The sequence below is a fragment of the Acetobacter sp. ESL1128 genome (assembly GCF_058505085.1).
This window is the reverse complement of sequence record NZ_CP196369.1, coordinates 215,372-238,518: the sequence shown is the minus strand read 5'-3', so window position 1 is coordinate 238,518 and position 23,147 is coordinate 215,372. Positions and strand designations below refer to the sequence as shown.

General features: G+C 61.1%; 22 protein-coding genes and 1 tRNA gene. 5 read left to right on the top strand and 18 right to left on the bottom strand.

The genetic code is table 11. The features are described 5' to 3' along the window. Nucleotides 1-42: 42 nt before the first annotated feature. The 4 genes from ACSYTG_RS01130 to ACSYTG_RS01115 all read right to left on the bottom strand — a co-directional run bounded on the left by ACSYTG_RS01130 (nucleotide 43) and on the right by ACSYTG_RS01115 (nucleotide 4,864). The gene (locus ACSYTG_RS01130) at nucleotides 43-825 is read right to left on the bottom strand and encodes an acetoin reductase (protein ID WP_095349704.1); all 783 of its coding nucleotides are present in this window, start codon (nucleotides 823-825) and stop codon (nucleotides 43-45) included. Nucleotides 826-961: 136 nt separating this feature from the next. Then, nucleotides 962-1,678, bottom strand: a complete 717-nt coding sequence (locus ACSYTG_RS01125) for a PqiC family protein (protein WP_489783577.1) — start codon at nucleotides 1,676-1,678, stop codon at nucleotides 962-964. A gap of 4 nt (nucleotides 1,679-1,682) precedes the next feature. Continuing rightward, nucleotides 1,683-3,389 carry a PqiB family protein gene (locus ACSYTG_RS01120; RefSeq protein WP_086646104.1) on the bottom strand — a complete coding sequence of 569 codons (1,707 nt, stop codon included), beginning with the start codon at nucleotides 3,387-3,389 and terminating at the stop codon, nucleotides 1,683-1,685. Then, nucleotides 3,386-4,864 carry a paraquat-inducible protein A gene (locus ACSYTG_RS01115; protein WP_095349718.1) on the bottom strand — a complete coding sequence of 493 codons (1,479 nt, stop codon included), beginning with the start codon at nucleotides 4,862-4,864 and terminating at the stop codon, nucleotides 3,386-3,388. Before ACSYTG_RS01115 ends, ACSYTG_RS01120 begins: the two co-directional genes overlap by 4 nt. Before the next feature lie 226 nt (nucleotides 4,865-5,090). Here ACSYTG_RS01115 and ACSYTG_RS01110 point away from each other — a divergent pair. Next, nucleotides 5,091-5,166, top strand: a tRNA-Thr gene (locus tag ACSYTG_RS01110). 210 nt (nucleotides 5,167-5,376) lie between these two features. Here ACSYTG_RS01110 and ACSYTG_RS01105 read toward each other — a convergent pair. The 11 genes from ACSYTG_RS01105 to ACSYTG_RS01055 all read right to left on the bottom strand — a co-directional run bounded on the left by ACSYTG_RS01105 (nucleotide 5,377) and on the right by ACSYTG_RS01055 (nucleotide 14,052). Continuing rightward, complete coding sequence (locus ACSYTG_RS01105) at nucleotides 5,377-7,080, bottom strand: ArnT family glycosyltransferase (protein WP_489783575.1); 1,704 nt, start codon at nucleotides 7,078-7,080, stop codon at nucleotides 5,377-5,379. Beyond that, nucleotides 7,074-7,841, bottom strand: coding sequence for a glycosyltransferase (locus tag ACSYTG_RS01100; protein WP_086646108.1), 768 nt, complete (start codon nucleotides 7,839-7,841; stop codon nucleotides 7,074-7,076). Before ACSYTG_RS01100 ends, ACSYTG_RS01105 begins: the two co-directional genes overlap by 7 nt. A gap of 27 nt (nucleotides 7,842-7,868) precedes the next feature. Next, nucleotides 7,869-8,363, bottom strand: a complete 495-nt coding sequence (atpF, locus tag ACSYTG_RS01095; RefSeq protein WP_369823033.1) for a F0F1 ATP synthase subunit B — start codon at nucleotides 8,361-8,363, stop codon at nucleotides 7,869-7,871. Between the two features lie 35 nt (nucleotides 8,364-8,398). After that, entirely contained in the window at nucleotides 8,399-9,001 is a 603-nt protein-coding gene (locus ACSYTG_RS01090; protein WP_086646110.1) for a F0F1 ATP synthase subunit B, read from the bottom strand. A gap of 28 nt (nucleotides 9,002-9,029) precedes the next feature. Continuing rightward, on the bottom strand, nucleotides 9,030-9,254 hold the full coding sequence (locus ACSYTG_RS01085) for an ATP synthase subunit C family protein (protein ID WP_025828682.1): 225 nt from the start codon (nucleotides 9,252-9,254) through the stop codon (nucleotides 9,030-9,032). Between the two features lie 52 nt (nucleotides 9,255-9,306). Continuing rightward, complete coding sequence (locus tag ACSYTG_RS01080; protein WP_086646111.1) at nucleotides 9,307-10,056, bottom strand: F0F1 ATP synthase subunit A; 750 nt, start codon at nucleotides 10,054-10,056, stop codon at nucleotides 9,307-9,309. Between the two features lie 50 nt (nucleotides 10,057-10,106). Beyond that, complete coding sequence (locus ACSYTG_RS01075) at nucleotides 10,107-10,412, bottom strand: AtpZ/AtpI family protein (protein WP_489783571.1); 306 nt, start codon at nucleotides 10,410-10,412, stop codon at nucleotides 10,107-10,109. A 120-nt stretch (nucleotides 10,413-10,532) separates the two neighbouring features. Further along, the gene (ftsY, locus tag ACSYTG_RS01070) at nucleotides 10,533-11,462 is read right to left on the bottom strand and encodes a signal recognition particle-docking protein FtsY (protein ID WP_086646113.1); all 930 of its coding nucleotides are present in this window, start codon (nucleotides 11,460-11,462) and stop codon (nucleotides 10,533-10,535) included. A 1-nt stretch (nucleotide 11,463) separates the two neighbouring features. Next, the gene (mtaB, locus tag ACSYTG_RS01065) at nucleotides 11,464-12,711 is read right to left on the bottom strand and encodes a tRNA (N(6)-L-threonylcarbamoyladenosine(37)-C(2))-methylthiotransferase MtaB (RefSeq protein WP_086646114.1); all 1,248 of its coding nucleotides are present in this window, start codon (nucleotides 12,709-12,711) and stop codon (nucleotides 11,464-11,466) included. Further along, nucleotides 12,708-13,523 (bottom strand): diaminopimelate epimerase, encoded by an 816-nt coding sequence (gene dapF / locus ACSYTG_RS01060; protein ID WP_086646115.1) that lies wholly within the window; start codon nucleotides 13,521-13,523, stop codon nucleotides 12,708-12,710. The genes mtaB and dapF overlap by 4 nt, the downstream gene beginning before the upstream one ends. Nucleotides 13,524-13,650: 127 nt before the next feature. Then, nucleotides 13,651-14,052 carry a VOC family protein gene (locus tag ACSYTG_RS01055; protein ID WP_086646116.1) on the bottom strand — a complete coding sequence of 134 codons (402 nt, stop codon included), beginning with the start codon at nucleotides 14,050-14,052 and terminating at the stop codon, nucleotides 13,651-13,653. A 178-nt stretch (nucleotides 14,053-14,230) separates the two neighbouring features. On the opposite strand from ACSYTG_RS01055, the gene ACSYTG_RS01050 reads away from it, so the two are divergent. Continuing rightward, a complete protein-coding gene (locus tag ACSYTG_RS01050; RefSeq protein ID WP_242005775.1) occupies nucleotides 14,231-16,138 on the top strand; it encodes a hypothetical protein in 1,908 nt (635 codons plus the stop codon). Between the two features lie 126 nt (nucleotides 16,139-16,264). Next, the gene (locus ACSYTG_RS01045; RefSeq protein WP_489783566.1) at nucleotides 16,265-18,028 is read left to right on the top strand and encodes a DEAD/DEAH box helicase; all 1,764 of its coding nucleotides are present in this window, start codon (nucleotides 16,265-16,267) and stop codon (nucleotides 18,026-18,028) included. Between the two features lie 113 nt (nucleotides 18,029-18,141). Here the strand turns inward: ACSYTG_RS01045 and ACSYTG_RS01040 are convergent, their stop codons facing one another. Further along, nucleotides 18,142-18,672 carry a hypothetical protein gene (locus ACSYTG_RS01040; protein WP_086646118.1) on the bottom strand — a complete coding sequence of 177 codons (531 nt, stop codon included), beginning with the start codon at nucleotides 18,670-18,672 and terminating at the stop codon, nucleotides 18,142-18,144. A gap of 207 nt (nucleotides 18,673-18,879) precedes the next feature. On the opposite strand from ACSYTG_RS01040, the gene ACSYTG_RS01035 reads away from it, so the two are divergent. After that, entirely contained in the window at nucleotides 18,880-20,406 is a 1,527-nt protein-coding gene (locus ACSYTG_RS01035) for a S10 family peptidase (RefSeq protein ID WP_489783705.1), read from the top strand. Between the two features lie 199 nt (nucleotides 20,407-20,605). On the opposite strand, the gene rpsI is transcribed toward ACSYTG_RS01035, so the two are convergent. Both rpsI and rplM read right to left on the bottom strand, forming a co-directional pair. Then, nucleotides 20,606-21,094 (bottom strand): 30S ribosomal protein S9, encoded by a 489-nt coding sequence (gene rpsI, locus ACSYTG_RS01030; protein WP_086646120.1) that lies wholly within the window; start codon nucleotides 21,092-21,094, stop codon nucleotides 20,606-20,608. A 4-nt stretch (nucleotides 21,095-21,098) separates the two neighbouring features. Beyond that, on the bottom strand, nucleotides 21,099-21,575 hold the full coding sequence (rplM, locus tag ACSYTG_RS01025; protein WP_086646121.1) for a 50S ribosomal protein L13: 477 nt from the start codon (nucleotides 21,573-21,575) through the stop codon (nucleotides 21,099-21,101). Between the two features lie 203 nt (nucleotides 21,576-21,778). On the opposite strand from rplM, the gene ACSYTG_RS01020 reads away from it, so the two are divergent. Beyond that, nucleotides 21,779-23,119, top strand: coding sequence for an aq_1923 C-terminal domain (locus ACSYTG_RS01020; RefSeq protein WP_489783563.1), 1,341 nt, complete (start codon nucleotides 21,779-21,781; stop codon nucleotides 23,117-23,119). Nucleotides 23,120-23,147: the final 28 nt, after the last annotated feature.

Here is a 23,147-nt window from a genome sequence, read left to right as displayed (position 1 = left end):
CTGGCGGGGTTTTTGTTAGGTGGTGCGCGCAGGCTATGCCTCTTAGCGGTACACCATACCCCCATCAATCAGGATCGACTGGCCGGTTACGTAATCGGAATCGGGGCCAGCAAACCAGGACACAAGGCCAGCCACATCATCCGGTGTTTCGGCCCGGCCAAGGGCTATGCCGTCCACGAACTTCTTGTACGTCTCACCCACAGGAGCACCGGTCAGCTTGGCGAATTCCTTGTCGATTTCCACCCACATATCCGTCCCCACCACACCGGGGCAGTAGGCGTTTACGTTAATGCCGTGGCAGGCATATTCCTTGGCCGCAGCCTGCGTAAGCCCGCGCACCGCAAACTTGGTGGAGGAGTAAACGCCCAGCATGGCGTACCCTTCGTGCCCGGCAATGGAACAGGCGTTAATAATTTTGCCGCGGCTTTTGCGCGCAATAAACTTGGCCGCAGCAAGCTGGATGCCCCACAGCGTGCCTTCCACGTTAATACGGTAAATGCGCTGGATTTCCTCAGGCGTTACATCCGCCAGCGGCTTGATCTGGGCAATGCCTGCGTTGTTGACCATAATATCAAAACTGCCCAGCGTAGCCTCGGCATGGTCAATCGCTGCCGCTACCTGCGCGCGGTCGCCAATATCGGCAATAAAGCTGGTGGCCTTGCGGCCCAGTGCCTCGATTTCCTTAACCACACCTGCCAGACGATCCTCGCGGATGTCCACCAGGGCTATGTCCGCACCGTCCTTGGCCAACCGTAGGGCTATGCCACGGCCAATGCCTTGCCCGCCGCCGGTAACCAGCGCCACTTTTCCTGTAATGTCCGCCATGAGAACCTCTCGCATGTGATGAGAAACGAGGCGAGCGTAGTGCAATAACAAAAAAAAGCCATCACCAAAAAAAACAGCCCCCGCACGGCACATGCGGGGGCTGGCATAAAACACCAGACAGGGGCCGGAGTACCCCTTATTTGTGGTGCCCCTGCGCGGAGGAGGGAGCAGACTGGGCTGCATCCTGCGCCGCAGCGGCGGCCGTGGCATTGGGGGCATCGGGCGGGAGCAGGCGGATCTGCCCGGCCGCCACATCCGCCAGTTGGCCCAGAAGCTGGCTAAGGCCCTGCACCATGCTCATGGTGCTGCCACCGGCAGGGCCACTCAGGCTAATGCGCTGGAGCGTGCCCTGCCCGTAAGGTGCCCCCGCCGCCGCAGGCTGGACCGAGAGCATGGCATCCAGCTCCACATGACCAGACGGCCCGGTGGAAAAGCGGCTGACCGAAAGCTCCACATAAACCTGCGGGTCCGCAGCAGCGGCATCGTTTTCCACAAACACGCCGGTACCGGGCAGGCGCTGGGCCAGATCCCCCGCCAGTGCGTGGCCGATCTGGCTGGCAAGGGAATCGCTCCACGCATCGCTGCTGGAAACGCTCAGCCTATAACCACTATCGGCCGTAACAATGCGGTCACGGTCCAGGCCAGAGGCAATGCTGGGCAGGCGCACCTCCACAAAGCGCGGGCCACCGGCCTGTGCCTGCCCCGGCACAACTGCCAGCGTGTAAAGCGAGGCCCCACTGCTGGCACAGCCTGCAAGGGTAAACGCCATAAGCCCCAACGAGGCCCCGCCGACCAGAACGTTGCGGCGGCAAAGACCAGCCCCAGCCAGTCCGTAAGGTTTAACGCGAGCCATGATCTTATCGTCCCGATATGAGCGCAGAGGGGTGGTTGGTCAGGAAGTCGGACAAAAAGCGCAGGGAGCGCGCGGTTTGTCCAAGCTGGATAACCATGGCCTGAAGGCTGCGCTTGAAGTCGCTGTTGCCCCCATAGCTGGCCAGCAGGCGGTTGGCGTTGTGGAGCATCTGGTCCAGTTGCTCGGCCATGGCAGGCAGGCGCTGGCTAAGAGGTGCCAGACCTTTTTGCAGGTCCTGCGTTAAAGCCTGAAAATGCTGCATGGACACACGCAGGCTGGCCAGAGACTGCTTAACATCCGGGCTGGTCAGCGTTTCGTCCGCATGGGCCAGCAGGTTGTTGGCGTTGGTGCCAATCTGCTCAAACGGCATAGCCGCCAGACGGTCGGTTACGGTGGAAAGCGATTCCATAATCCCGCTCATACCCCCCGGCTGACCGGGGATAACAAGCGTTGTGCCCTCCATGCTGGTAGTGCCCTTGCCTGCGTTCTTGACAAAGTTGAGCGAGATCAGCCCTTCCCCCGTCAGCAGGCTTGCACTGTCGGTGGAGGCCCGCAGGCCGTTGGCCACCAGTGTCCGCAGCATGGCCGTGACCTCCTCGTGCGAGAGTTCCTTGGAGGTCATCACCCGTTCGGGCTGGATTTCCATGCCAATTCGCACGCGCGGGTGGCCGGGGGTGGAGGTCATGTCCAGTTTAACACTGGTCACGTTGCCCACCTGAATCCCAAACATGCTGACCACAGCCCCCGGAGCCAGCCCCTTGACGGAGGAGGTCAGGTACGTGGCAACGGGAACACGCTCATGGTACCCGGCGTTCTGGGCATCTTCCTCGCTCTCATAGAGCTTGAACACGGTATTGGCCTCAGCCATGGGCAGGTCACGCTGGAGTTTGCCCTCCTCCAGCGGGGGCAGGCCAAACGCCACCCCACCGGAGAACAGCGCCTGAAGGGACTGCAACTGAACCTTGAGCCCACCGGCCCCAAAGCCCACCTTAACGCCCGAGACGTTCCAGAACCGTGTGCTCCCATTGAGGTAATGGTCGTAGGGTTCCTTGACAAAAATCTGGATCAGCACCGGCCCGCGCCCACCGGGCGGCATGGTGTAGCCCAGCACTTCCCCCACATCCACATCGCGGAAAAAGACAGGAGCCCCCTGCCCGATTGAACCAATATTGTTGGCCACCAGCGTATAGGTCTGGCCCGGCTGGTCCGAGCGCATGCCCGGTGGGGCTTCAAGCCCTTCAAACTGATCCATGTGCTGGCCGGAATTATGCCCGCTTTCATCCAGCCCGGGGTCAAAGGCGATGTACGCGCCAGACATCAGCGTTTCCAGCCCGGTAATACTGGCCCCGTTAATGCGGGGGCGCACAACCCAGAACCGTGCCTTGTCGGTCAGCATGTCATTGGTGCCCTTGTTCATGCGAATAAGCACACGAACATGGCGCAGGTCGGGGGTGAGGGAGATGTTCTGCACCGTTCCCAGCACCACGGACTTGTTCTTGACCTGTGTCTGCCCACTGGTCAGGCCATCGGCGGTATCAAAGATAACGGAAATTTCCGGCCCGTTATCCATAAAGCTACGCCAGACCAGAAAGCCCGCGATCAGTACCGAAATAATGGGAATAACCCAGATAATGGAAAACCGGATCCTGCGCACCAGCGCATCCTGATTGTCACTTTCACCATGTTTTGGAGAATTGTGCCTGTCGTTCACGCCCTGTCCGGCTCCATATTGTTCAAATACGCGGCAGTTGTCTGCGGCGCGGGGGCGGGTGTTGCCCGCCCGGCAAGGCCGCAATCAGAGGATGTCTCATTGTCGCCCACCACGTCCCACATAACGCGGGGGTCAAACGCATGCACCGCAAAAATGGTCAGCACCACCACGGCGGCAAAGCAGACCATGCCCCCATTGGCGGTAATGCTGGCCATGCTGTTAAAGCGGACCATGGCCACCAGAATGGAAACCATGAACACGTCAATCATGGACCACCGGCCAATAATGTCGATCACCCGGTAAAGCTTGGTCCGTGCCACCAGCCAGCGCTCCGAGCGCCGCCATGTGGTAAAGAGCATGAACAGCAGACCAAAAATCTTGAGCACGGGCACGGTTACACTCGCAAACAGCACCAGCAGCGAGAGCGGGATCATCCCGTCCTGCCATAGCTCCACCGCCCCGGCTATAATGGTATGCCCCGTGCCCCCACCCAGGCGGATGACGGTCATGACCGGGTAGATATTGGCTGGCAGGTAAAACACCACGGCAGAAATAAGCAGTGCCAGCGCGCGCATGCGGCCATTGGACTTGCGGCGGCGCACCACATGGCCACAGCGCGGGCAAAAGCCCAGAGCCTCGGTTGTGGGCATGGCCTCATCAAACGCCAGCACAGCCCCGCAGGACAGGCACGATGCCATGTGCGAAGGCGGCGGTAGAGGGGTGTGGCGCGCCACACTCTCGCATGTCAGGCGGACGCGCTTGTTATCCATGCGGCGCAGGCTGTGGTCTGTCTGCCTGCGTTCCCAGATCAGCTCCGTATCCAGCGTGGCATCCGTGGCGGACATGGTCAGCATCAGGCCCGAGACCAGAAACACCGCAGCCCCGATCTGCACATAAGCCAGATCGGACAGTTTGGTGTACGCCACGAACACGCCCAGAATATACACTTCCACCATGGACCACGGGCGCAGGCGTTCGTACCATTTGAGCAGATGCGGCACCCAGAAGGGCAGCCGGGGCTGCAACGCCCCCACCAGAATGGACAGCATCATGCCAATAACCAGACCGGGCACAATAATGGTGGCAATGGCCACCAGCACGCCAACCTCGCCCCAGCCTTCGTGCAGCAGTTCAATCGGGCCGGTCAGGATATTGACCGTGCGCTGGCGGCCGTACAGGTCCAGCATCATCAGGGTTGAAGCCAGCATGGCAAGGTAGAGCGCAGCCGAGCTGATGCAAAAGGCCAGTGGCGTTGCTATGGGGGATGTGCGGTTACGCCGGTCCAGCAACTGGTTACACCGGCAGCAGCGCGCCTGTGTACCGGGGTTAAGCTCTGGCAGAATCTGGTAATGCCCGCAGCACGGACACTCCACCACCCCGCGCAAAAGCCGGACGTGCCGTTCCTCATCAACCGGGACATCCCGGCCGGGGAACAGAGCCTCCCGCAGCAGGGCCATGACTTGCGTTGCGTTCATCACTTCTGTTCTTAATACCAACCGCCCCCCCTGTAACTGAAAAAACCGTATGGCACCCCTGCCATACAGACCTGCGCCCAGCGCTTTTGTGCTCCGCCCCCCAAAGCAAAGAATAAAAAAACCGGCTCACACCGGAATATGGGGGAGAAAAGCCCCCTTTCCTGCCGTAATGGATGTTGCATGCTCTGAATGATCATGATAGTCAGCCTACCGCACACACTGCTGTGCCCGCTTAGCTCAGTTGGTAGAGCACATCATTCGTAATGATGGGGCCGATGGTTCGAATCCGTCAGCGGGCACCACCTTTTTCCCTAAATTGTCATATGCTTTGCTGCACGCCACTGGCGCGTTTACAGCGTTACGCAGGCATGCCCGCATGACCAAAGCACCAGACGACGTACACCCCGCGTGCTCCGCACGGTGCCTCCAAAGAGCGGGAAAGAGCAAACTCTCCGGCGGATGCCCGCCAGACAGGCACCTTTGCCCGCCCCCCATCGCCCCGATGGCGAGATTTAGTGGGGTGTTTTATCCACCGCTGGAGTGTCCAGCGTGTAAAGGCTGATCGCCATGGCGTGGCCGTTGGAATAGTTCAACCCTGCAACCGTACCACGGCTAAACGCCTTTGGTGCTTCCGCGCCCAGTGCTTCCATAAACGCCTTGCGTTCACGCACATCCACAAGGGCTGCGGTGCAGGCCGGGTGGTCGCGCATGGCCTGTGCGGCCTGTGCGGGGCTCCCCAGCACCACCTTGCCCCCGATCAGGAACACCAGACTGGGCTCGGTAAAGGAAACGGAATAAACCTGTGTCTGCGCGCAGGGTTTATGCGCCTGCACCAGCGCCACCAGACGGGGTGCCAGCCAGATGCTGCGCAACTGCGGCACCACAACCGTAAACAGCCCCACATATAACAAGGCCGCCGCAACACAGCTGCTCAGTGCTGCATAACATAGTTCCGCCCGCCAGATCTGCCACACCGCCAGCCCAACCAGCGGCAGAACGCCAACCGCCAGCACAAGGGCGGGAACACTAAACTGGCGCTCCAGCGTCCACAATAAAAGTGGCCCTGCTGCAGCCAGCGCACAGCCGGCAAAACCCCACAAAACGGCATAGGCCCCAAGCAGCAGGCGGCCCCAGCGGGTCTGCGGGCCGTTCCGCCACACCACACCACTTTGCGCCAGCAGGCCCGCACTCAGTATGGCAATGGCGGGGTATGTGGGCAGCACGTAATGGGGCAACTTGGTTGCTATGCTTTCAAACACAACCCAGTGCGGCACAATCCAGCACAGCAGGTAACGCACCGGCAGAGTGCGCCGCTCCCGCCATGCCTGCGGCAGCACACTGGCGGCAAAGTAGGAGCCGGGCCAGAATGCGATCAGGAACACAAGCAGGTGGTAGCCCGGCGGCAGGCCGTGCGCCTCCTGCCCGGACGCCACCTTGCCCAGAAAGTTCCCACCCACCGCACGCCGGAAGAACTCGCCATGGCTGACCACCCCAATGGCCACGCACCACGGCAGCACCACAGCAGCAGCCACAAGCCAGCCCCATGCCGGGCGCAGCCTGCGCCACAGGTCCAGATTACGCTCCACCCAGCCCATAGCCAGCGGCGTTGCAAGGGAGGGAATAAGCACAACCGGGCCTTTGAGCATAAGCCCGCAGCCCACAGCGCCCCAGAACAGCAGCGCCGTGCCCGCAGGTGTGGCGCGTGCTGCCTCCCTGTCTGCCAGTGCCCGCACCAGCGCGTACTGGGCTACCAGCACACTGAGCAACAGGCACGAATCAATCGTGCCCATACGGCTTTCCGCCGCCACCAGCACCGAGGCCATCAGCAGGACCGCAGCCCCGACCCCGGCCATGGCCCCAAACAGGCTGGCCCCCATTATGGCGGTCAGCACCACCGCTCCGGTCATGGCCAGCAGGGAAGGAATACGGTACGGCCACACCGTGCGGGCATACTCCATGCCCACGGCCTTAACTGCCATGGATTCCAGCCAGTAAATACCGGCGGGCTGAAGGTAGCGCGGCTTGTCCTGAAAGCGCACATCTATGTAGTTGTGCGTCTCCAGCATCTGGGCCGATGCTTCCATGTAGCGTGGTTCATCCCGGTCAAACGGGGGAGTTGTCATGCGGCCGGGCAGAAACAGCACAAAAGCCGCCAGACCGATCAGCACCAGCACACGCCACGGCAGGGAACGGGCCCCGCGTGCAGGCCCTAGCATTCATCAACCGTTCTGGGCAGCCGGGTGCGGTTACGCAGCCACATAACACCCAGCAGGTCCCGCACACCCACGACAGCACGGTTGAAATTGGTGTATTTGGACTGCCCATGCAGCCGCGGCCGATGCGAAACCGGGTGGCACACCAGAGGCACCCCATAAGAGGCAAAAAAGGCGGGCATAAACCGGTGCAGGCCTTCAAACTGGGGCAGGCGCAAAAAATCGGCGCGCTGAAAAATCTTGATCGGGGCACCCGTATCCGGGCAGTGGTCCTGTAGCAGCCTCTGGCGCAGGCCATTGGCAAAGCGCGTGGCAAAGCGGCGGGACCAGCCATCCTTCCGTTTGGCGCGCACCCCAACCACAAGCGGGGGCGTACCCTGTGCAGCCCGGGCCAGAGCCACCAGTGCCACCAGTTCACGCGGGTCGTCCTGCCCGTCCCCATCAATCGTGGCAATCCATGCGCCTTTTGCCGCGGTAATGCCCGTGCGCAACCCGGCGGACTTACCACAGCACCGGTCGTGCGAGAGAATACGCAGGTTAGGCAGGCAGTCCTGCCGAAGCTGGCGCAGCACGGCCACCGTGTTATCCCGGCTGCCGTCGTTTACAAACACGACTTCCGATGGGGGGAGGCTCTTGCAGGCTTCGGCCAGTTCGCGGCAGACCTGTGGCAGGTTATCCTGCTCGTCCAGAACAGCAATAACGATGCTCAGCACGGGCTGAACATCGTTTGCCTGCGACACAGAGGTTTGCACCGTTTGTGTCATACATATGCACCCTGAAGGGAGATGGGCTTAAGCTGCCTGACGGGAGAACGCGGCGGGCAGGTCTGCCAGTGCCTGATCAACCAGTGCAGAGGCTTTCTGCTCATCAATGGTCTGGGGGATAATGCTGTGTGCAGCATTGACCGCCACATCAATAGCAAGCTGGCGCACTTCCTTTACGGCGGCGCGCTCAACGGCGGCAATCCGGTCACGGGCCATCTGCTCGTGGCGGCGCACGGCGGCCTCGGCTTCGGCACGGGCCTGCTTGGCCATTTCGTCCGCCTTAATGCGGGACTGCTCGATAAGGGACTTGGCTTCCGCCAGAGCCTGTTCACGCTCACGCGTTGCATCTTCGAGCATCTGCTCGGCTTCGCGGCGCAGGCGGGCTGCCTCGTCCAGTTCCTCACGGATCAGGTTGGCGCGGTTGTCCAGAATGGACGCGATAGGCGTCCACAGCTTTTTACCGGCCAGCACAAAGAACAGAACGAACGAAACAGCGACCCAGAAACCCGCCACATGAAAAATGTCAGTCATGACCAAAATTCCCCTGAGTACGGATTTCAGATAATGCTGCGATGCGCGGATGCGCTCTCAACACTCTGGGCAACAAGCTGGGCGTCTGGCGCAACACCTGTCAGCCGCTGGACCAGCGCCTGTGTGGTATCGGCCGCAATTTCTTTAAGCGCGCTCAAGGCCCGCGCTTTTTCTGCCGCAACATTCTTTTCGGCATCCGCAATTTCGGAAGCCAGACGTGCGTTGATTTCCTGCATCTGCTGCTCGGCCGCACGGTGCTCTTCGTCCAGAACCTTCTGAAGATGCGCCTGGGCTTCTGCCATGGCATCTTTGCGGGCCTGCTGGAGTTCGGCTACGGCTTTGTCAGCATCCTGTTTAGCGGACCGGGCGACCTCAAGATCACCTGTAATACGCTGGCTACGGTCATGCAGAACGCGGGCAACACCCGGCAGCATGGCCTTGCTGAGAACAAGATAGAAGACGAAGAAAATAATTGCCCCCCACATGACCTGGCCGGTCACGAGTGGGTTGGCAAAGTCAAGCTGAGGCATTCCCGTGGCGTATGCACCAGGTGCCGAAACGGCCAGCAAAGAAACGCCGCAAACCGTTGCAAGCAGTCCGGCACGAACTGTCTTCGTAATCACACCCACAGGAATGTCTCCTCTTGTTTTCCCGATCTCAGACGAAGAGGATCAGGAATGCGATCAGCAGCGCGAACAGGGCGATAGCTTCTGTCAGTGCGAAGCCGAGCATGCCCAGACCGAACACGTGCGGGCGAGCCGCCGGGTTACGGGCAATGCTGCTGACCAGCGTGGAGAAGATGTTGCCGAGGCCGATACCAACGCCGGCGAGGGCGATAACGGCGATACCTGCACCGATTTCCCGGGCTGCAGCGATGTCCATATCAGTCACTTCCTTGTTTCAAGACAGTTTCAAACGAAACGGGCAAAGCAGCTCAGTGAGCCACGGCCTCCCGCAGGTAGATGCACGTCAGGATGGCAAACACGTAGGCCTGCAATACCCCAACAAGCAACTCAAGAGCCATAAGCGCCACGTTAATGGCGATGGGCCCGATCGCAAACACGTCACCCACTACGCCAAAACCGGCGAGCATGACAACAAAGCTTGCGAAAATATCGAACATGACGTGCCCGGCAACCATGTTGGCGAACAGTCGGATGGACAGGCTGACCGGGCGGGAAAGGAACGAGAGAATCTCGATCGGGATCAGCAGGGGCGCCAGAAAGGGGCTGGCGCCGTCCGGCATGAAGTGGGCGAAAAACCGCAGGCCCTGCACCTTGAGCGACACAACAACCGTCAGCAGGAACACCATGAACGCCATGGCGAAGGTGACAGCAATATGGCTGGTAAAGGTGAAGGAGAACGGCAGAAGGCCGATGTAGTTCCCCGCCAGAATGAAGAAGAACAGGGTGAAGATGAACGGGAAGAAGGCTGCACCTTCCGGCCCGATCGTATCCACGGCCATGTTATGAATGAACTCGTAGCAGACCTCGGCTGCGGCCTGAAGCCGGCCGGGTACAACTGCCGCGGGGCGCATGCCAAAATACAGGAACGCAAGAACAAGGCAGACTGCCGCGATCATGTACAGCGGAGACTGGCTGAAGCGCAGGGCCTCGCCCAGCCCACCAAGAACGGGGTGGAGCTCAAACTGTTCAAGTACGTTAATGCTGGAACCGCCCGCCACAACCGCTCTCCTAGACCTTGCCCCGAATCGAATATCCGGGCTTCAGCTTCTTACTTTACGTCCATCGTCCTGACCAGACGCCAAACATTCAGCATTCCGGCGCTACCGCCCAAAAGTGCGAAGATGACAAGGAACAACGCCCGGGTATGGAGCCAGTGATCCAGCCCCCACCCTATGGCAACCCCTACAATCAGCCCCGCGAGCATTTCTGTCCCGGCTCTGAACGCCAATGCAGCCAGAGACCTGTCGGCCTCCATGTTTGCATCAACCTGAGGTTTTTCCTCCTTGACCAGACCGTAGCGGCGCTCTGCCGACTGCAATCTGGCGTTAAAGGAATCGTCTTTTTCCTTACGCATACCTCGCACCTCCCAAGGGGGTGCAGGCGCTTGCTAACGGGGCTGCCATATCCTGTCAAGAAACCTTAGCAGGCTTATGGGCCAAAATATTGCTCCGTAGCATTTGCGCCACCCCGCCGATCACTCTGTTCCGGGCAGGCCAACCAGCCCGCGCGCGTAGTCCATAGCGGAAAAAGGCCGCAGATCCTCTACCTGTTCGCCCACGCCAACGGCATGCACCGGCAGGCCGAACCCGTCGGCCAGCGCGACCACAATACCGCCACGGGCCGAGCCATCCAGTTTGGTCACGACCAGCCCGCTCACGTTCACAAGTTCGCGAAAAACCCGCACCTGCTCCACGGCGTTCTGCCCCGTTGTGGCATCCAGCACCAGCAGGACCGAATGGGGCGCACTTTCATCAAACTTGCGCATGACGCGAATAATTTTTGCCAGCTCTTCCATCAGGGCCGACTTGTTGTGCAGGCGGCCGGCCGTATCCACGAACACAAGGTCCGCCCCTTCGGCCTTGCCACGCTTGAGCGCTTCGTATGCAAGACCTGCGGCATCAGCCCCGGGGGGGCCAGCAATAACCGGGCAGCCCGTGCGCTCGCCCCAGATCTGGAGCTGCTCTACGGCTGCGGCACGGAACGTATCGCCCGCCACCATCATGACCTTGCTGCCCTGAGCAGAAAAAAAGCGGGCCATTTTGCCAATGGTGGTTGTTTTGCCCACGCCATTAACCCCCACAACCAGCACCACGTGCGGTTTGTGGGCGGGGTCGGGGGTAAACGGCACGGCTACCGGCTCCAGAATCCGGGCAATTTCTTCGGCCAGAGCCAGCCGGATTTCCTCATCCGTGACTTCGGTACCAAAGCGGCTGGATCGAAAAGTCTCAATCACCTTTTCCGCAACGCCGGGGCCAAGGTCTGCGGTAATGAGCAGTTCCTCCAGTTCCTCCAGCGCCTCGTCATCCAGTTTGCGGCGGGTAAAAATACCCGTAAGCCCGCCACCCAGCTTTTGGGTGGAGCGGGACAGCCCCTCCTTGAGACGAGAGAAAAAACCAAGCGCCATTCTAGATCCTTTCCGCCACCAGTCCGCCCTCTTCCACCGCGATGGGCAGAAGGGAGAGAATATCCCCGACCGAGGCTTCGGCCCCGCTCAGGCGGACGGGTGCAAACTGCTCGCTATGTCCTGTTGTGGGGGTTTCCATCAGCACACGCTGGGGCTGGCCCAGCAGGCTGGCATAGTACCGCGCCGCAGATGCGGCCCCCACCGCACGCAAGGCCGCTGCACGCGCCTTGCGCTGGGGCACGGGCACCGCACGCATGCGCGCTGCCGGGGTTCCCTCACGCTCGCTGTAGGGGAACACATGCAGGTAAGGCAGCGCCATGTCTGCCACAAAGGCGCGCGTCTGCTCGAACAGGGCGTCATCCTCGGTGGGGAACCCGGCAATAAGGTCGGCACCAATACCAATATCGGGCCGCAGACTTCTGGCGCGCGCCACAACATGGGCGGCATCTTCCACCAGATGGCGGCGCTTCATGCGTTTGAGAATAAGGTCCGCCCCGGCCTGTAGGGAGAGGTGCAGATACGGCATAAACCGGGGCTCGGCCTCCAGCAGTTGCCAGATGTCCTCATCAATTTCCACCGGATCAACCGAGGACAGGCGCAGCCGCTCCAATTCGGGCACCAGCCGCAGCACACGGCGGCACAACTGCCCCAGCACGGGCTTGCCCGGCAGGTCCGTGCCCCAGGAGGTCATGTCCACCCCGGTCAGTACCACCTCGCGGTAGCCAGCCCCCACCAGTGCGCGCACCTGCTCCACCACGGCCCCAACCGGCACGGAGCGCGAAGGCCCGCGCCCAAAGGGAATAATGCAGAAGGTACAGCGGTGGTCGCACCCCTGCTGAACCTGCACAAACGCACGGGTACGGCCTGCAAATTCGGTGACCAGATGGGCGGCCGTTTCCCTTGCCGCCATAATGTCGGATACGGCTACAGGCTCGGCCAGTGCCGCGGGGGACCAGCTTTCGGCCTTCAGTTTTTCCTCATTCCCCAGCACGCGGGTCACGCCGGGCAGGGTGGACCAGTTTTCGGGGTGGATCTGGGCGGCGCAGCCGGTCACGACAATGCGGGCATCGGGGTTTTCACGATGTGCACGGCGGATCGCCTGCCTTGCCTGCCGCTCTGCCTCCCCCGTAACCGCGCAGGTGTTGACAATGATCACATTGCCCAGCCCCTGCGCGTGGTCCCGCATGACCTCGCTCTCCCACGTGTTCAGGCGACAGCCGAAGGTCAGGATTTCTGGCCGGGTGGTCATGATGGATAGGCGGCCAGATCGACCGTCCCTTCAAAAGCTGTGGTGGCGGAGCCGGTCATGAGTACATGGCCCGTCTGCTCGGACCAGACAATGTGCAGGGTGCCGCCATCCAGCTCCACCGTGCAGGTCCGTGCGGCAAGGCCACGCCGCACGGCATTAACCACGGCGGCACATGCACCGGACCCACAGGCCTCGGTCACGCCGGCACCCCGTTCATGCACCTTCAGGCGCATGTGGTGCGGCCCGTCCATGCGGGCAAAACCGATATTGGCACGTTCGGGAAAAATGGGGTCGTGCTCTAAGGCATGCCCCTGCGCCACCATACCAAAATCGGAAACAAAAAACGTGGCGTGCGGGTTGCCCATGGAAGCCGCCGCCGGGTCACCCGGCAAGGGCAGGTGCAGTGTATCCACCGCCATGGCCAGTGGCACATCCTGCCAGTGGGTGCGTGGAGCGCCCATGTCCACCGTAATCAGCCCGTCGGGGGTTCTGCTGGTGGGCAGCACGCCTGCGCGGGTTTGCAGCACAGGTGTTGCATTACCGCTACAGCGCCACACAAGATCGGCCACACAGCGCGAGGCATTGCCGCAGGCCCCTGCCTCCGACCCGTCGGGGTTGAAAAAGCGCACAAGCACATCTGCCCCATCCGCCGTGGGCGCGCGCAGGGTTACAAGCTGGTCGCAGCCAATACCCCGGCGGCGGTGCGCCAGAGCTGCAATGCGGCCGGGGGTAAGGGGCAGGTCGCCCGTCCGCTCGTCGAGGATGACAAAATCATTCCCCAGACCGTGCATTTTGTAAAAAGAGGTCAGCATTGCGCGCCTTATATGCCAATTCAGACCGGGATGCCATGCCCCACCCGCACGGGTAGGCGCTGTACTGGCCCGTAAGGCATAGCATGGCGCGGCCCCTGCTGTCCCGGCCTGTATGCGCCAGGTGGGGTTAGATAAAGCGGCCCGGCGCGCCGCGCTGGAGCACCTCGATCTTATAGCCGTCCGGGTCGGTCAGGAAGAAGAACTGCCCGATCACCGTGCCCTCGTGCTGCAGGGTTTTAACCGGCGTAACCGGGTGGCCTGCTGCGTGCATGCGCGCGTGCTCGGCCACCACATCCGCCACCGAAACCGCCAGATGCCCGTAGCCATCCCCCAGAGCATAAGGCTCCGTGCGGCCGTGGTTGATGGTGAGTTCCAGCTCAAAACTCTGCTCGTCATTGGCCAGATAGACCAGTGTAAAACTGTCAAACTCAAAGCGCCCGACCGGGGCAAGCCCCAGCGTATTGGCGTAGAAGGCAACAGATTTCTGTTCATCCAGCACACGCAGCATGCTGTGGATCATTCTGGCCATAAAGACTTCCTTTTCCCCAATGCTCTGTTTTTTTCAAACTCTATTGCGCCTTCTTTAACGGCAAGCGCGTTTGTTCTGAAATTATTTTTTAAGCATGTCTCTCTTTACTAAGGGGGGGCTAAAATGGTTCTGATCAAAACAGGTTCCCGCGTAACACTTGCCAGAAAACGAAGAGAGCATGCGCATCTTTAAGTCCCTGCACGCCTCTTGGGCGCACTGCATGAAAGCCAGCCTGTGTATGGGCACAATGCTGGCCTCCGGCCCGCTGCTGCTGTGCCTTGGCACGCCAGCCATGGCCGCAGGGGACGAAGCCGCGCTTGATGCGCTGGAACAGCAGATTACGCGCATCCAGTCCGAACAGCGGGCTTTGCAGAAAGCTCTGGTAAGCGTGCAAAAGCAGATTGCCGCGCACCGCTCGGTTGCCCATGCGGGGAGTGCTGCGGCCCATCACGGACTAGCCACCCACCAGATTGCCAGCATGGATGACGCCGACCGCGAGGCCGGCATTGCCGTACACTCCGCCGACCATGAGGAGGAACCCGGAGTCCACCACCTTGGCGGCAGCGGGCACTTCCATACCGGCGGGCCGGACGCCCAGCCCGTGTTTGGCAGCGCGGATGACATCCCAACCGTAGAATCCGTTGTTGGCCACCGCGCGGAAGACGTGATCTCCCGTCTGGCGGAAAACGGCGTTGGCCCCCACTCGCGCGAAACGGCGGGCGCACAGGCGGCAGGTGCACTGGGTGACCACGGCGTATTCCACATCGGCCCCGTTACCCTGATCCTTGGTGGGTTTATTGATGCCTCGGCCGTGGAGAGCAACCGCCACACCGCCAGCGGCACCTTCAACTTCTGGCAGGACACACCGTTCAAGAACGAACCGCGCTACCATACCGACAACTTTGAGGGCAGCGCGCGTTACAGCCGCCTCTCGCTTATGGCGCGTGGGAATATTGACAAATACTCCACCATTTCCGGCGTGTTCGAAATGGACTTTGGCGCGGGTGCCGCCACCACCGATGCGTATGAGAGCAACAGCTACGCCTTCCGCATGCGTCAGGCCTACCTTGCGTATGACAACAGCAAGGAGAACTTCCACTTCCTTGCCGGGCAGGCGTGGAGCATGCTCACCCCCGGCCGCGTAGGGATTATCCCCCGACAGGAAAGCCTGCCTGAAACCATAGAATCCTCCATGCTGGCAGGGCAGACATGGGCGCGGCAGCTCCAGTTCCGCTTTGTAAAAGACTTCCTGAGCCACCGCCTGTGGACCGGCCTTTCGATTGAAAACTCGGCAACACTGTACAGCACCAACTCCTTCCGCAACGGCACATCGGACGGGCAGGTGATCATGCCCGGCGGGCAGACCGTTACCGTGGGCTCCAGCGGCACAGGCCTGACCAACGATGCCCTGTTCCCCAACGAAATTGCCCCCGATGTGATCGGCAAGATCGCCTGGGACCCGCACTGGGGCCATTACGAAGTGGAGGGGATTCTCCACTTCCCGCATGACCGTGTTTCCACCCTTGGGGCGGGCAAAAACCATACCGCCGTGGGCGGTGGTGGCGGCGGGTCCATGATTCTGCCGGTTATTCCGCACAAGGTGGAAGTACGGCTGGCAGGGCTGGCGGGTTATGGCATTGGCCGCTACGGCTCCGTGCTGCTGCCCGATGCCACGCTCAGGGCCAATGGTGCGCCCTCGCCCCTGTTCTCCCTACAGGGCACGGCGGGAATTATCGCCCACCCCAACCCGCTCATTGACGTGTATGGCTATTTTGGCTACCAACAGGCCGGTCGCAGCTACTTCTCGGAAGGTGGTCAAGCCTACGGTTACGGCAACCCCGCCTATAACAACACGGGGTGCTATACCGAGCTGAGTGGTAATTGTGCGGCTGGCAGTAACATCCATAGTGTTATGGAAGCCACAATCGGAGCGTGGTATCGTTTCCTTAAAGGCCGTTATGGTACGGTGGAAGCTGGTGTGCAGCTTGCCTATTCGCGCATTCATGCGTGGGAGGGCAACGGTGGCGCGCCAGACACCAGCCTGAGCGAACTCTTTATGGATTTCCGTTACCTACCCTTCCAGTAAGGATGTCTTTTACAGGTTGCCGGGGCACTGCGGGTCAGCAGTACATCCCCCCGGCACGAGAGAGAGGTCTTTCCGGACAGGACGCTTTATTCCCTCTCTCATACCTGTTTGTCTGGACCTCTTTATATGCCTTTCCAAAATGCTCCCGCCCCGCTCGCCCAGGCTCTGGCCGCGCGCGGGTTTGAAGCCCCGACCTCTGTTCAGGCCGCCATTCTGGCGGATGATGCCAAAGGCCGCGACCTTCTGGTTTCCGCCCGCACGGGCTCGGGCAAAACGGTCGCCTTCGGCCTTTCCCTTGCAGATACACTCCTTAACGGCGCGGACCGCTGCGGCCCTGCTGGCGCACCAATGGCGCTGGTCATTGCCCCCACGCGCGAGCTGGCTCTTCAGGTCCGCAGCGAGCTGGAATGGCTCTATGCCAAAACCGGCGCACGGATCGTGTCCTGCGTAGGGGGGATGGAACCCCGCACGGAAGCCCGCCACCTGTCCGCTGGCTGCCACATTGTTGTGGGCACGCCCGGCCGCCTGTGCGACCACCTCAAGCGCGGTAACCTCGACCTGTCACAGCTCAAGGCCGCCGTGCTGGACGAAGCAGACGAAATGCTCGACCTCGGCTTCCGCGATGAGCTGGAAACCCTGCTGGACGCCACCCCCAAGGACCGCCGTACCCTGCTGTTCTCCGCCACCATTGCGCGGGAAATTGCAGGTCTTGCCAAGCGCTACCAGCATGATGCCCTGCGCGTGGATACGGTTGGCCCCAACGCCGCCCATACCGACATTACCTACCGTGGCGTACTGGTGGATCAGGGCGACATGGCCCGCGCCGTGGTTAACGTGCTGCGCCTGATTGAATCGCCCTCTGCCATTGTGTTCTGCCACACGCGTGAGGCCGTGCGCCAACTCCAGAGCATTCTGACCGAGCGCGGTTTTGCCTCTGTCGCCATTTCGGGCGATCTGGGCCAGAACGAGCGCACCCGCGCCATTGAAAGCCTGCGCCACGGTCAGGCCCGCGTTTGCGTGGCAACCGACGTGGCTGCACGCGGCATTGATATTCCGGACCTCGGGCTGGTTATCCATGCCAGCCTGCCGTCCAACCCGGCCACCCTGCTGCACCGCTCGGGCCGTACGGGCCGTGCGGGCAAAAAGGGCACCTGTGTTCTGCTGGTTCCGCCTTCACGCCGCCGTCTGGCCGAACGCCTGTTGCAGGCTGCCAAGGTTACGGCAGAATGGAGCGGTGCCCCCACCCCGCAGGCTATTGCCGAGGCCGATGCCGAGCGCCTTCTGGGCGCGCACTTCCTCTCGCTCCCCCCTTCGGAGAACGAGAACATTCAGGCGCTCACCGCACGCCTTGTGACCGAGCATACGCCTGAGCAGCTTGCCACCGCCCTTGTGGGCCTGTGGCGCAAAAGCCTGCCCGAACCCGCACAGCTGCGCGTGATTACGCCTGACGCCACCCGCACCCGCGGCCCACGGGACGAAAACGCCCCCCCGCGTGAGCCGCGTGAACGCGCACCCGACATGAACGGGAGCTGGTTCCGCCTTTCCGTCGGTCGGGCAGACCGGGCAGACCCCAAATGGCTGGTGCCTGTTCTGTGCCGTCTGGGCGGCATTAAAAAGCAGGATATTGGTGCAATCCGCATTGTAAACGACCACACGCTGGTTGAAATCGCACAGGACAAGGCCGAGCGCTTTGCCGCCTGCGCAGCCGCTGCCGATGCGGATGAAATGACCGTGGAACCCGCAGCAGCACCCCGCAAAGGTCCGTCTGGTGCAGGTGGTGGTCGCCCCCCGTTTGGCGAACGCCGTGGCCCGCCAAAAGGCCGTGCCAACTTTGACCGCAAAGGCCCACCGGCTGGCAAAAGCGGTGCATCCTCCCGCAAGCGCAAGTAAATTGCGCGCCCCTTTCTTCGGCTGAAGAGGGGGCCTACAAAAAAGGCTGCCCCCGGTTAGGGAGCAGCCTTTTTTTGTGACCTGATACGCTTAGGCCCGCAGCCAGCCTCCCCTTACAGGGAGGGAATGGACGGCAGGGTAGTGGCGTTGTTCACATCCGACTTAAGCTGGTCTTTTTTGCTTTTCCATGCGTTTTTGGTGCTTTCGGACGCGTTGTTCCAACGGTCCTTCACATTTTTTTCCGCATTGGTCACGTTATTGGTGGCGTTGGTCAGCTTGTCACGCTGGGCCAGAATTTTCTGCCGTTCGGTCGTGCTGGCGTTGTTCCAGCGTTCTTTAACGGTTTTTTCCGCGTTGTTCAGTTTTTCCGTAGCATTCGCGCCTTTGCTGGTCAGCGCGCCGCCCTTGGCCAGCAGTTTTTCACGCTCGGCTTCGGTTGCGCTGTTCCAGCGCTGCTTGGCCTGGTCGCGCACACCGGACGTAAACTGGTTGCCTGCATTTTTGGCGGACTCCACCTGGTTGTTCACACCCTGTTGGACACAGCCACTCAGGGACAGGCACGGATCGGCATGCGCAACAGATGCCGTGCCAGCAAAGGCAAACAGAGGCAGGCCAAGAAGCGCAATTTTCCGAATAGAGAGCATAAATATTCCTTTCCTGTGTTCCACACCCTCACAGTGCGAACATCGGTTATGTGTAAGACATGGGATTGGGGCAAAAAATAGTCCAGCCCACCCTTGCAGGAACACGTTTGCACAAGCAGCATGGCTCCCAAGCAAAAGCCTGCAAAGGAAGATACAACCGTGACCACACGCCCAGCACCTTACAACCCCACCCGCGCCCGCGCTGGCCTGTGGCCCGGTCTGCCCCTCTGCCTTGCCCTTTGCCTGTCCACCACATCCGCACTGGCGGCTACAGCCCCCGCCCCCACCCGGGCCGAGGCAGGCCAGCCCGCCCAGACCCCCGATGCCCCCGATACCTTCCATGACGCAGCCGCCCTGCTGCCCAAGGATTCGGTCACCCACCATAACGGGACCTTTGGCGGGCAAAAAATGACCTACACCGCAACAGCAGGCACACTGACCCTGCGTGACGATGCCGGCAAACCCACAGCACGCATGTTCTATACCGCCTACACGCGCGATGGGGCGGACCCTGCACACCGGCCGGTTGTGTATTTTTTTAACGGTGGCCCCGGCGCGGGTACCGCCTACCTGCACCTTGGGGCGGCTGGCCCGGTCATGCTTGATTTTCCCACGGGCAACCCGGCCGATGGCGCCAATGCACAGATCAAACCCAACCCCGAAAGCTGGCTGGGGGCTGCCGATCTGGTTTTTCTGGATGCACCGGGCACGGGCTGGTCAGTCCCGACCGACCCCAAACAGGCGGACAAGCAGTTTTATGGCGTCAAACAGGATGCCAAAACCTTTGCCAAGGCCATTCAGCTCTGGGCCAATGCCAACAAACGCCTGACCTCCCCCCGCTACCTTGCGGGGGAAAGCTATGGCGGGCTGCGGGCCATAGAGGTGGCCAATGCGCTGGCCGAGGACCAGCACATTCTGCTCAACGGCATTATCATGGTCTCCCCCGCACTGGACATGACCCTGCTGGATACGGAAAACGACATTCTGGCCGAAGCTTTTGTGCTGCCCACGCTTGAGGCCGCAAATCTGGCTCTCCAGCACAAGCTGACCCCTGAAAACACCGCCCAGCATCTGGACAAGGCATACCAGTACGCCATGGGGCCATACCTGAGCACACTGGCAGGTGCGCCCCCCACGGGTGATGATGCGGAAGATTTTTACGAGGCCGTTGCCAACCATACCGGCATTGAGCAGGACATTATTGCCAAGCAGCGCGGCATGCCCCGGCCAGAAGCACATGACATACGCAGCCGCGATGGCCGCCTGTATTCGCTGTATGACGCCACATTATCCATTGCCGACCCCTTCCCCGAAGGGGTGGATAATGGGGAAAGCCCCGAACCCACGCTGGACGGGTTTGGCCACGCCTATGGCAGCGCCTTTGAGCATTATGCCACCACCGAACTGCGCTACCAGACAGAGCTAAGCTACAACCTGCTCAACTACGCCATAAGCCAGGCATGGGACTACCGCGACACAAACGCCCCTATTGTACGCCCCATTCCCACCCTGCGCCGCCTGCTGGCCCTTAACCCCACCCTGCGGGTGTTTATTGCCAACGGCGCGTATGATCTGGTGTGCCCCTATGCTTCCTCCCGCTGGGTGGCGGAGCATATTCCCGTGGGCCGCAGCCGTATTGGCCTGCATGTTTATCCCGGTGGGCACATGCTCTACACCCGCCCGGACAGCCGTGCAGCCCTTGCGCGCGATGTCCGCACCTTTCTGGCTCCCTGAGCCAGAGGGCACGTAACACCCGCCTCCATCATACATACGGGGGCCGGGCACGCGCCCTAGCCCGGTCCAGCCCCAAGGCTGCAACGGCTGGCCCACGTAGAGGGCACAACCACTCCCGCAGACCCCAAACGCAAAACGGGCGGGGGGACCAAAATCCCCCCGCCCGTCTGCCGAACGAAAAACCGAAGTCCGAACCGGATCAGCGCTTGCTGAACTGGAAGGAGCGACGTGCTTTTGCGCGACCGTATTTTTTACGTTCAACCTGACGCGAATCGCGGGTCAGGAAGCCAGCAGCCTTGAGGATGCTGCGCAGTTCGGGTTCGTAGTGGGTCAGCGCACGGCTGATACCGTGACGAACCGCACCAGCCTGACCGGACAGACCGCCACCGGTTACGGTGCAGACCACGTCAAACTGGTTGTAACGATCGGATACGAGGAAAGGCTGGGTGAGCAGCATGCGCAGCACGGGGCGTGCGAAATACTGAACAACCGGACGGCCGTTAACGGTGACTTCACCTTTACCCGGCTTGATCCATACGCGAGCCACGGCATCCTTACGGCGGCCTGTGGCGTAGGAGCGGCCCTGTGCGTCACGCTTTGCTTCGTAAACCGGAGCGGAATCGGCCAGAACCGGTGCAACGGTCTTCAGATCGGCCAGCGTGCCTGTGCGTTCCTGAGTTTCAGACATTGTCTCAGCCCTTCTGAGCGTTAACGACGTTTTTGCGGTTCAGCGCCGCAACGTCAAGCACCTGGGGGGTCTGACCACCGTGGGGGTGTTCAGCGCCAGCATACACATGCAGGTTGCGCATCTGCTCACGCTGGAGCGGACCACGCGTGATCATGCGTTCAACTGCCTTTTCGACCAGATGGCCGGGGTGCTTGCCGTTCAGGCGCTGCGAGACCGTGCGGGTCTTGATACCGCCGGCATAGCCGGTGTGGTAATGAAAGAGCTTCTGGTCCGCTTTGTTGCCGGTCAGCGCCACTTTTTCGGCGTTGATGACAACAACGTGGTCACCGCAGTCAACATGCGGTGTGAACTGAGGCTTGTGCTTGCCGCGCAGGCGCGTGGCGATGATGACGGCGAGACGACCCAGAGCGAGACCTTCGGCATCGATCAGGATCCAGTTCTTCGTCACCTCCGCGGGCTTCAGCGAGAGGGTGGTCTTCATGACACTGATTCCATATGAGAACAGTTACGTATTGATGGCGCGTTATGATGGGTGGCGCACGGGCAGTCAAGAGGTATTGCAGTTAATGACCGTATTTTCAGGCAGTTTTCTCTAGGTAACATGTTACCGTGGCGCCGCTTGCCCCCCACCCCCGCATGCACTAAAGCTGAAGGCTGTGGTGAAAACAGCAGGATTTCCAACGCGTGAAGAAGAACGTTCTTGTCACGGTCTCCGGCATTGCCATTCTTGGCGGGATCGCATGGTTTGGTGCCCACCACGCAGAACGTGTGATGGTTGATAAAGGGATCGAGCGGTTCAAACAGGCGCTGGGGCCGGATGTCTCCTTCACCTACACGCGGGCCAAGCCCGGCCTGCTGGGCCGCAGCGTGCGGTTTAGTGGCCTGGTGTTCCGTCAGGGGCCGGAAACCATGACCGCCGATGAGGCGGAACTGACCAAGCCCGACACGCAGGATTCCGACGTTACCCGGATTCACCACCTGAGCTTCCGTAACTTCCAGCTTGCAGACCCCGCAGGCAGCCTGCACCTGAAAACCATGGAAATGGACGATCTGGCCCTGCCCACCAAGGCCGAGGACCCCACCGCCCCCGGTGTGCAGACCCTGAGCATCGGCCACGCACAGGCAACCGGCCTGCACGGCTTTGTCAGCGCCCTGCAATCCGACCTCTCAGCCGATAGCGCCAGCATGGACGATTTTGGCGCGAACGAAACATCGCACCTGCAGGCACGCAACGTGCAGCTTTCCACCGATGTTGCTCCGCCGCGCCATATAAAGGCCGAATCCATTAACGTGGATGGCGTTGCCCTTGCCGACCTGTACAAAACCCTGACCACGGGCGCGCCCTACACCACCCATGCCAATACGCGCGACATCACCATTGACCAGCTGAGCATGGATGGTACCACCCCACTCATGCGGGCAAAGCGTGTGCTGTCCCACGCAACCCATACCGAGTCCACGGAGCAGGAAGTCTCCAGCATACAGGGGCTGGAACTCTGGCCGAACGTGCCCAACATGGGCTGGATGCCCTCACTCGGGTATGACCATTTTGTGGGCAATGTGGTGCTCAATGACACGCACACACCCAAAACAGGCGCGCTGCATCTGGAAACCCTCAGCATCGATTCCGCCAATATGGGGCGGCTGCATATTCATGGCGAACTCGGGCAGGCAACATCCGCCTCCGTGCTGGTGGACAGCAATACGGACATGCAGGTGATCTCGCTCTCGCTCGATTACATAGACCACGGGCTGGTCCCCAAAGCTCTTGGGGCCATTGCCGCAGCCCGTGGCCTGCCACCGCAAGGCCTGCTAGCCTATGTGCAGGCCCAGTCTGCCACGGCGCAGAACCCCGCCTTTGCCAGCTTCTTCCACTGGCTGGCCAACCCCGGCAAGCAGACCCTGAGTATCACCCTCAAGCCCGTGCAGCCCATGCCGCTCATGCTGGTTGCTGCCTCGCTGGGTGAGCTGACCTCCATGCCCGAACTGGCACAAAAAATCGGGCTGTCCGTTCAGGCGCACTAACGCCGCATAACCCGAGCAGCCAGCAGGC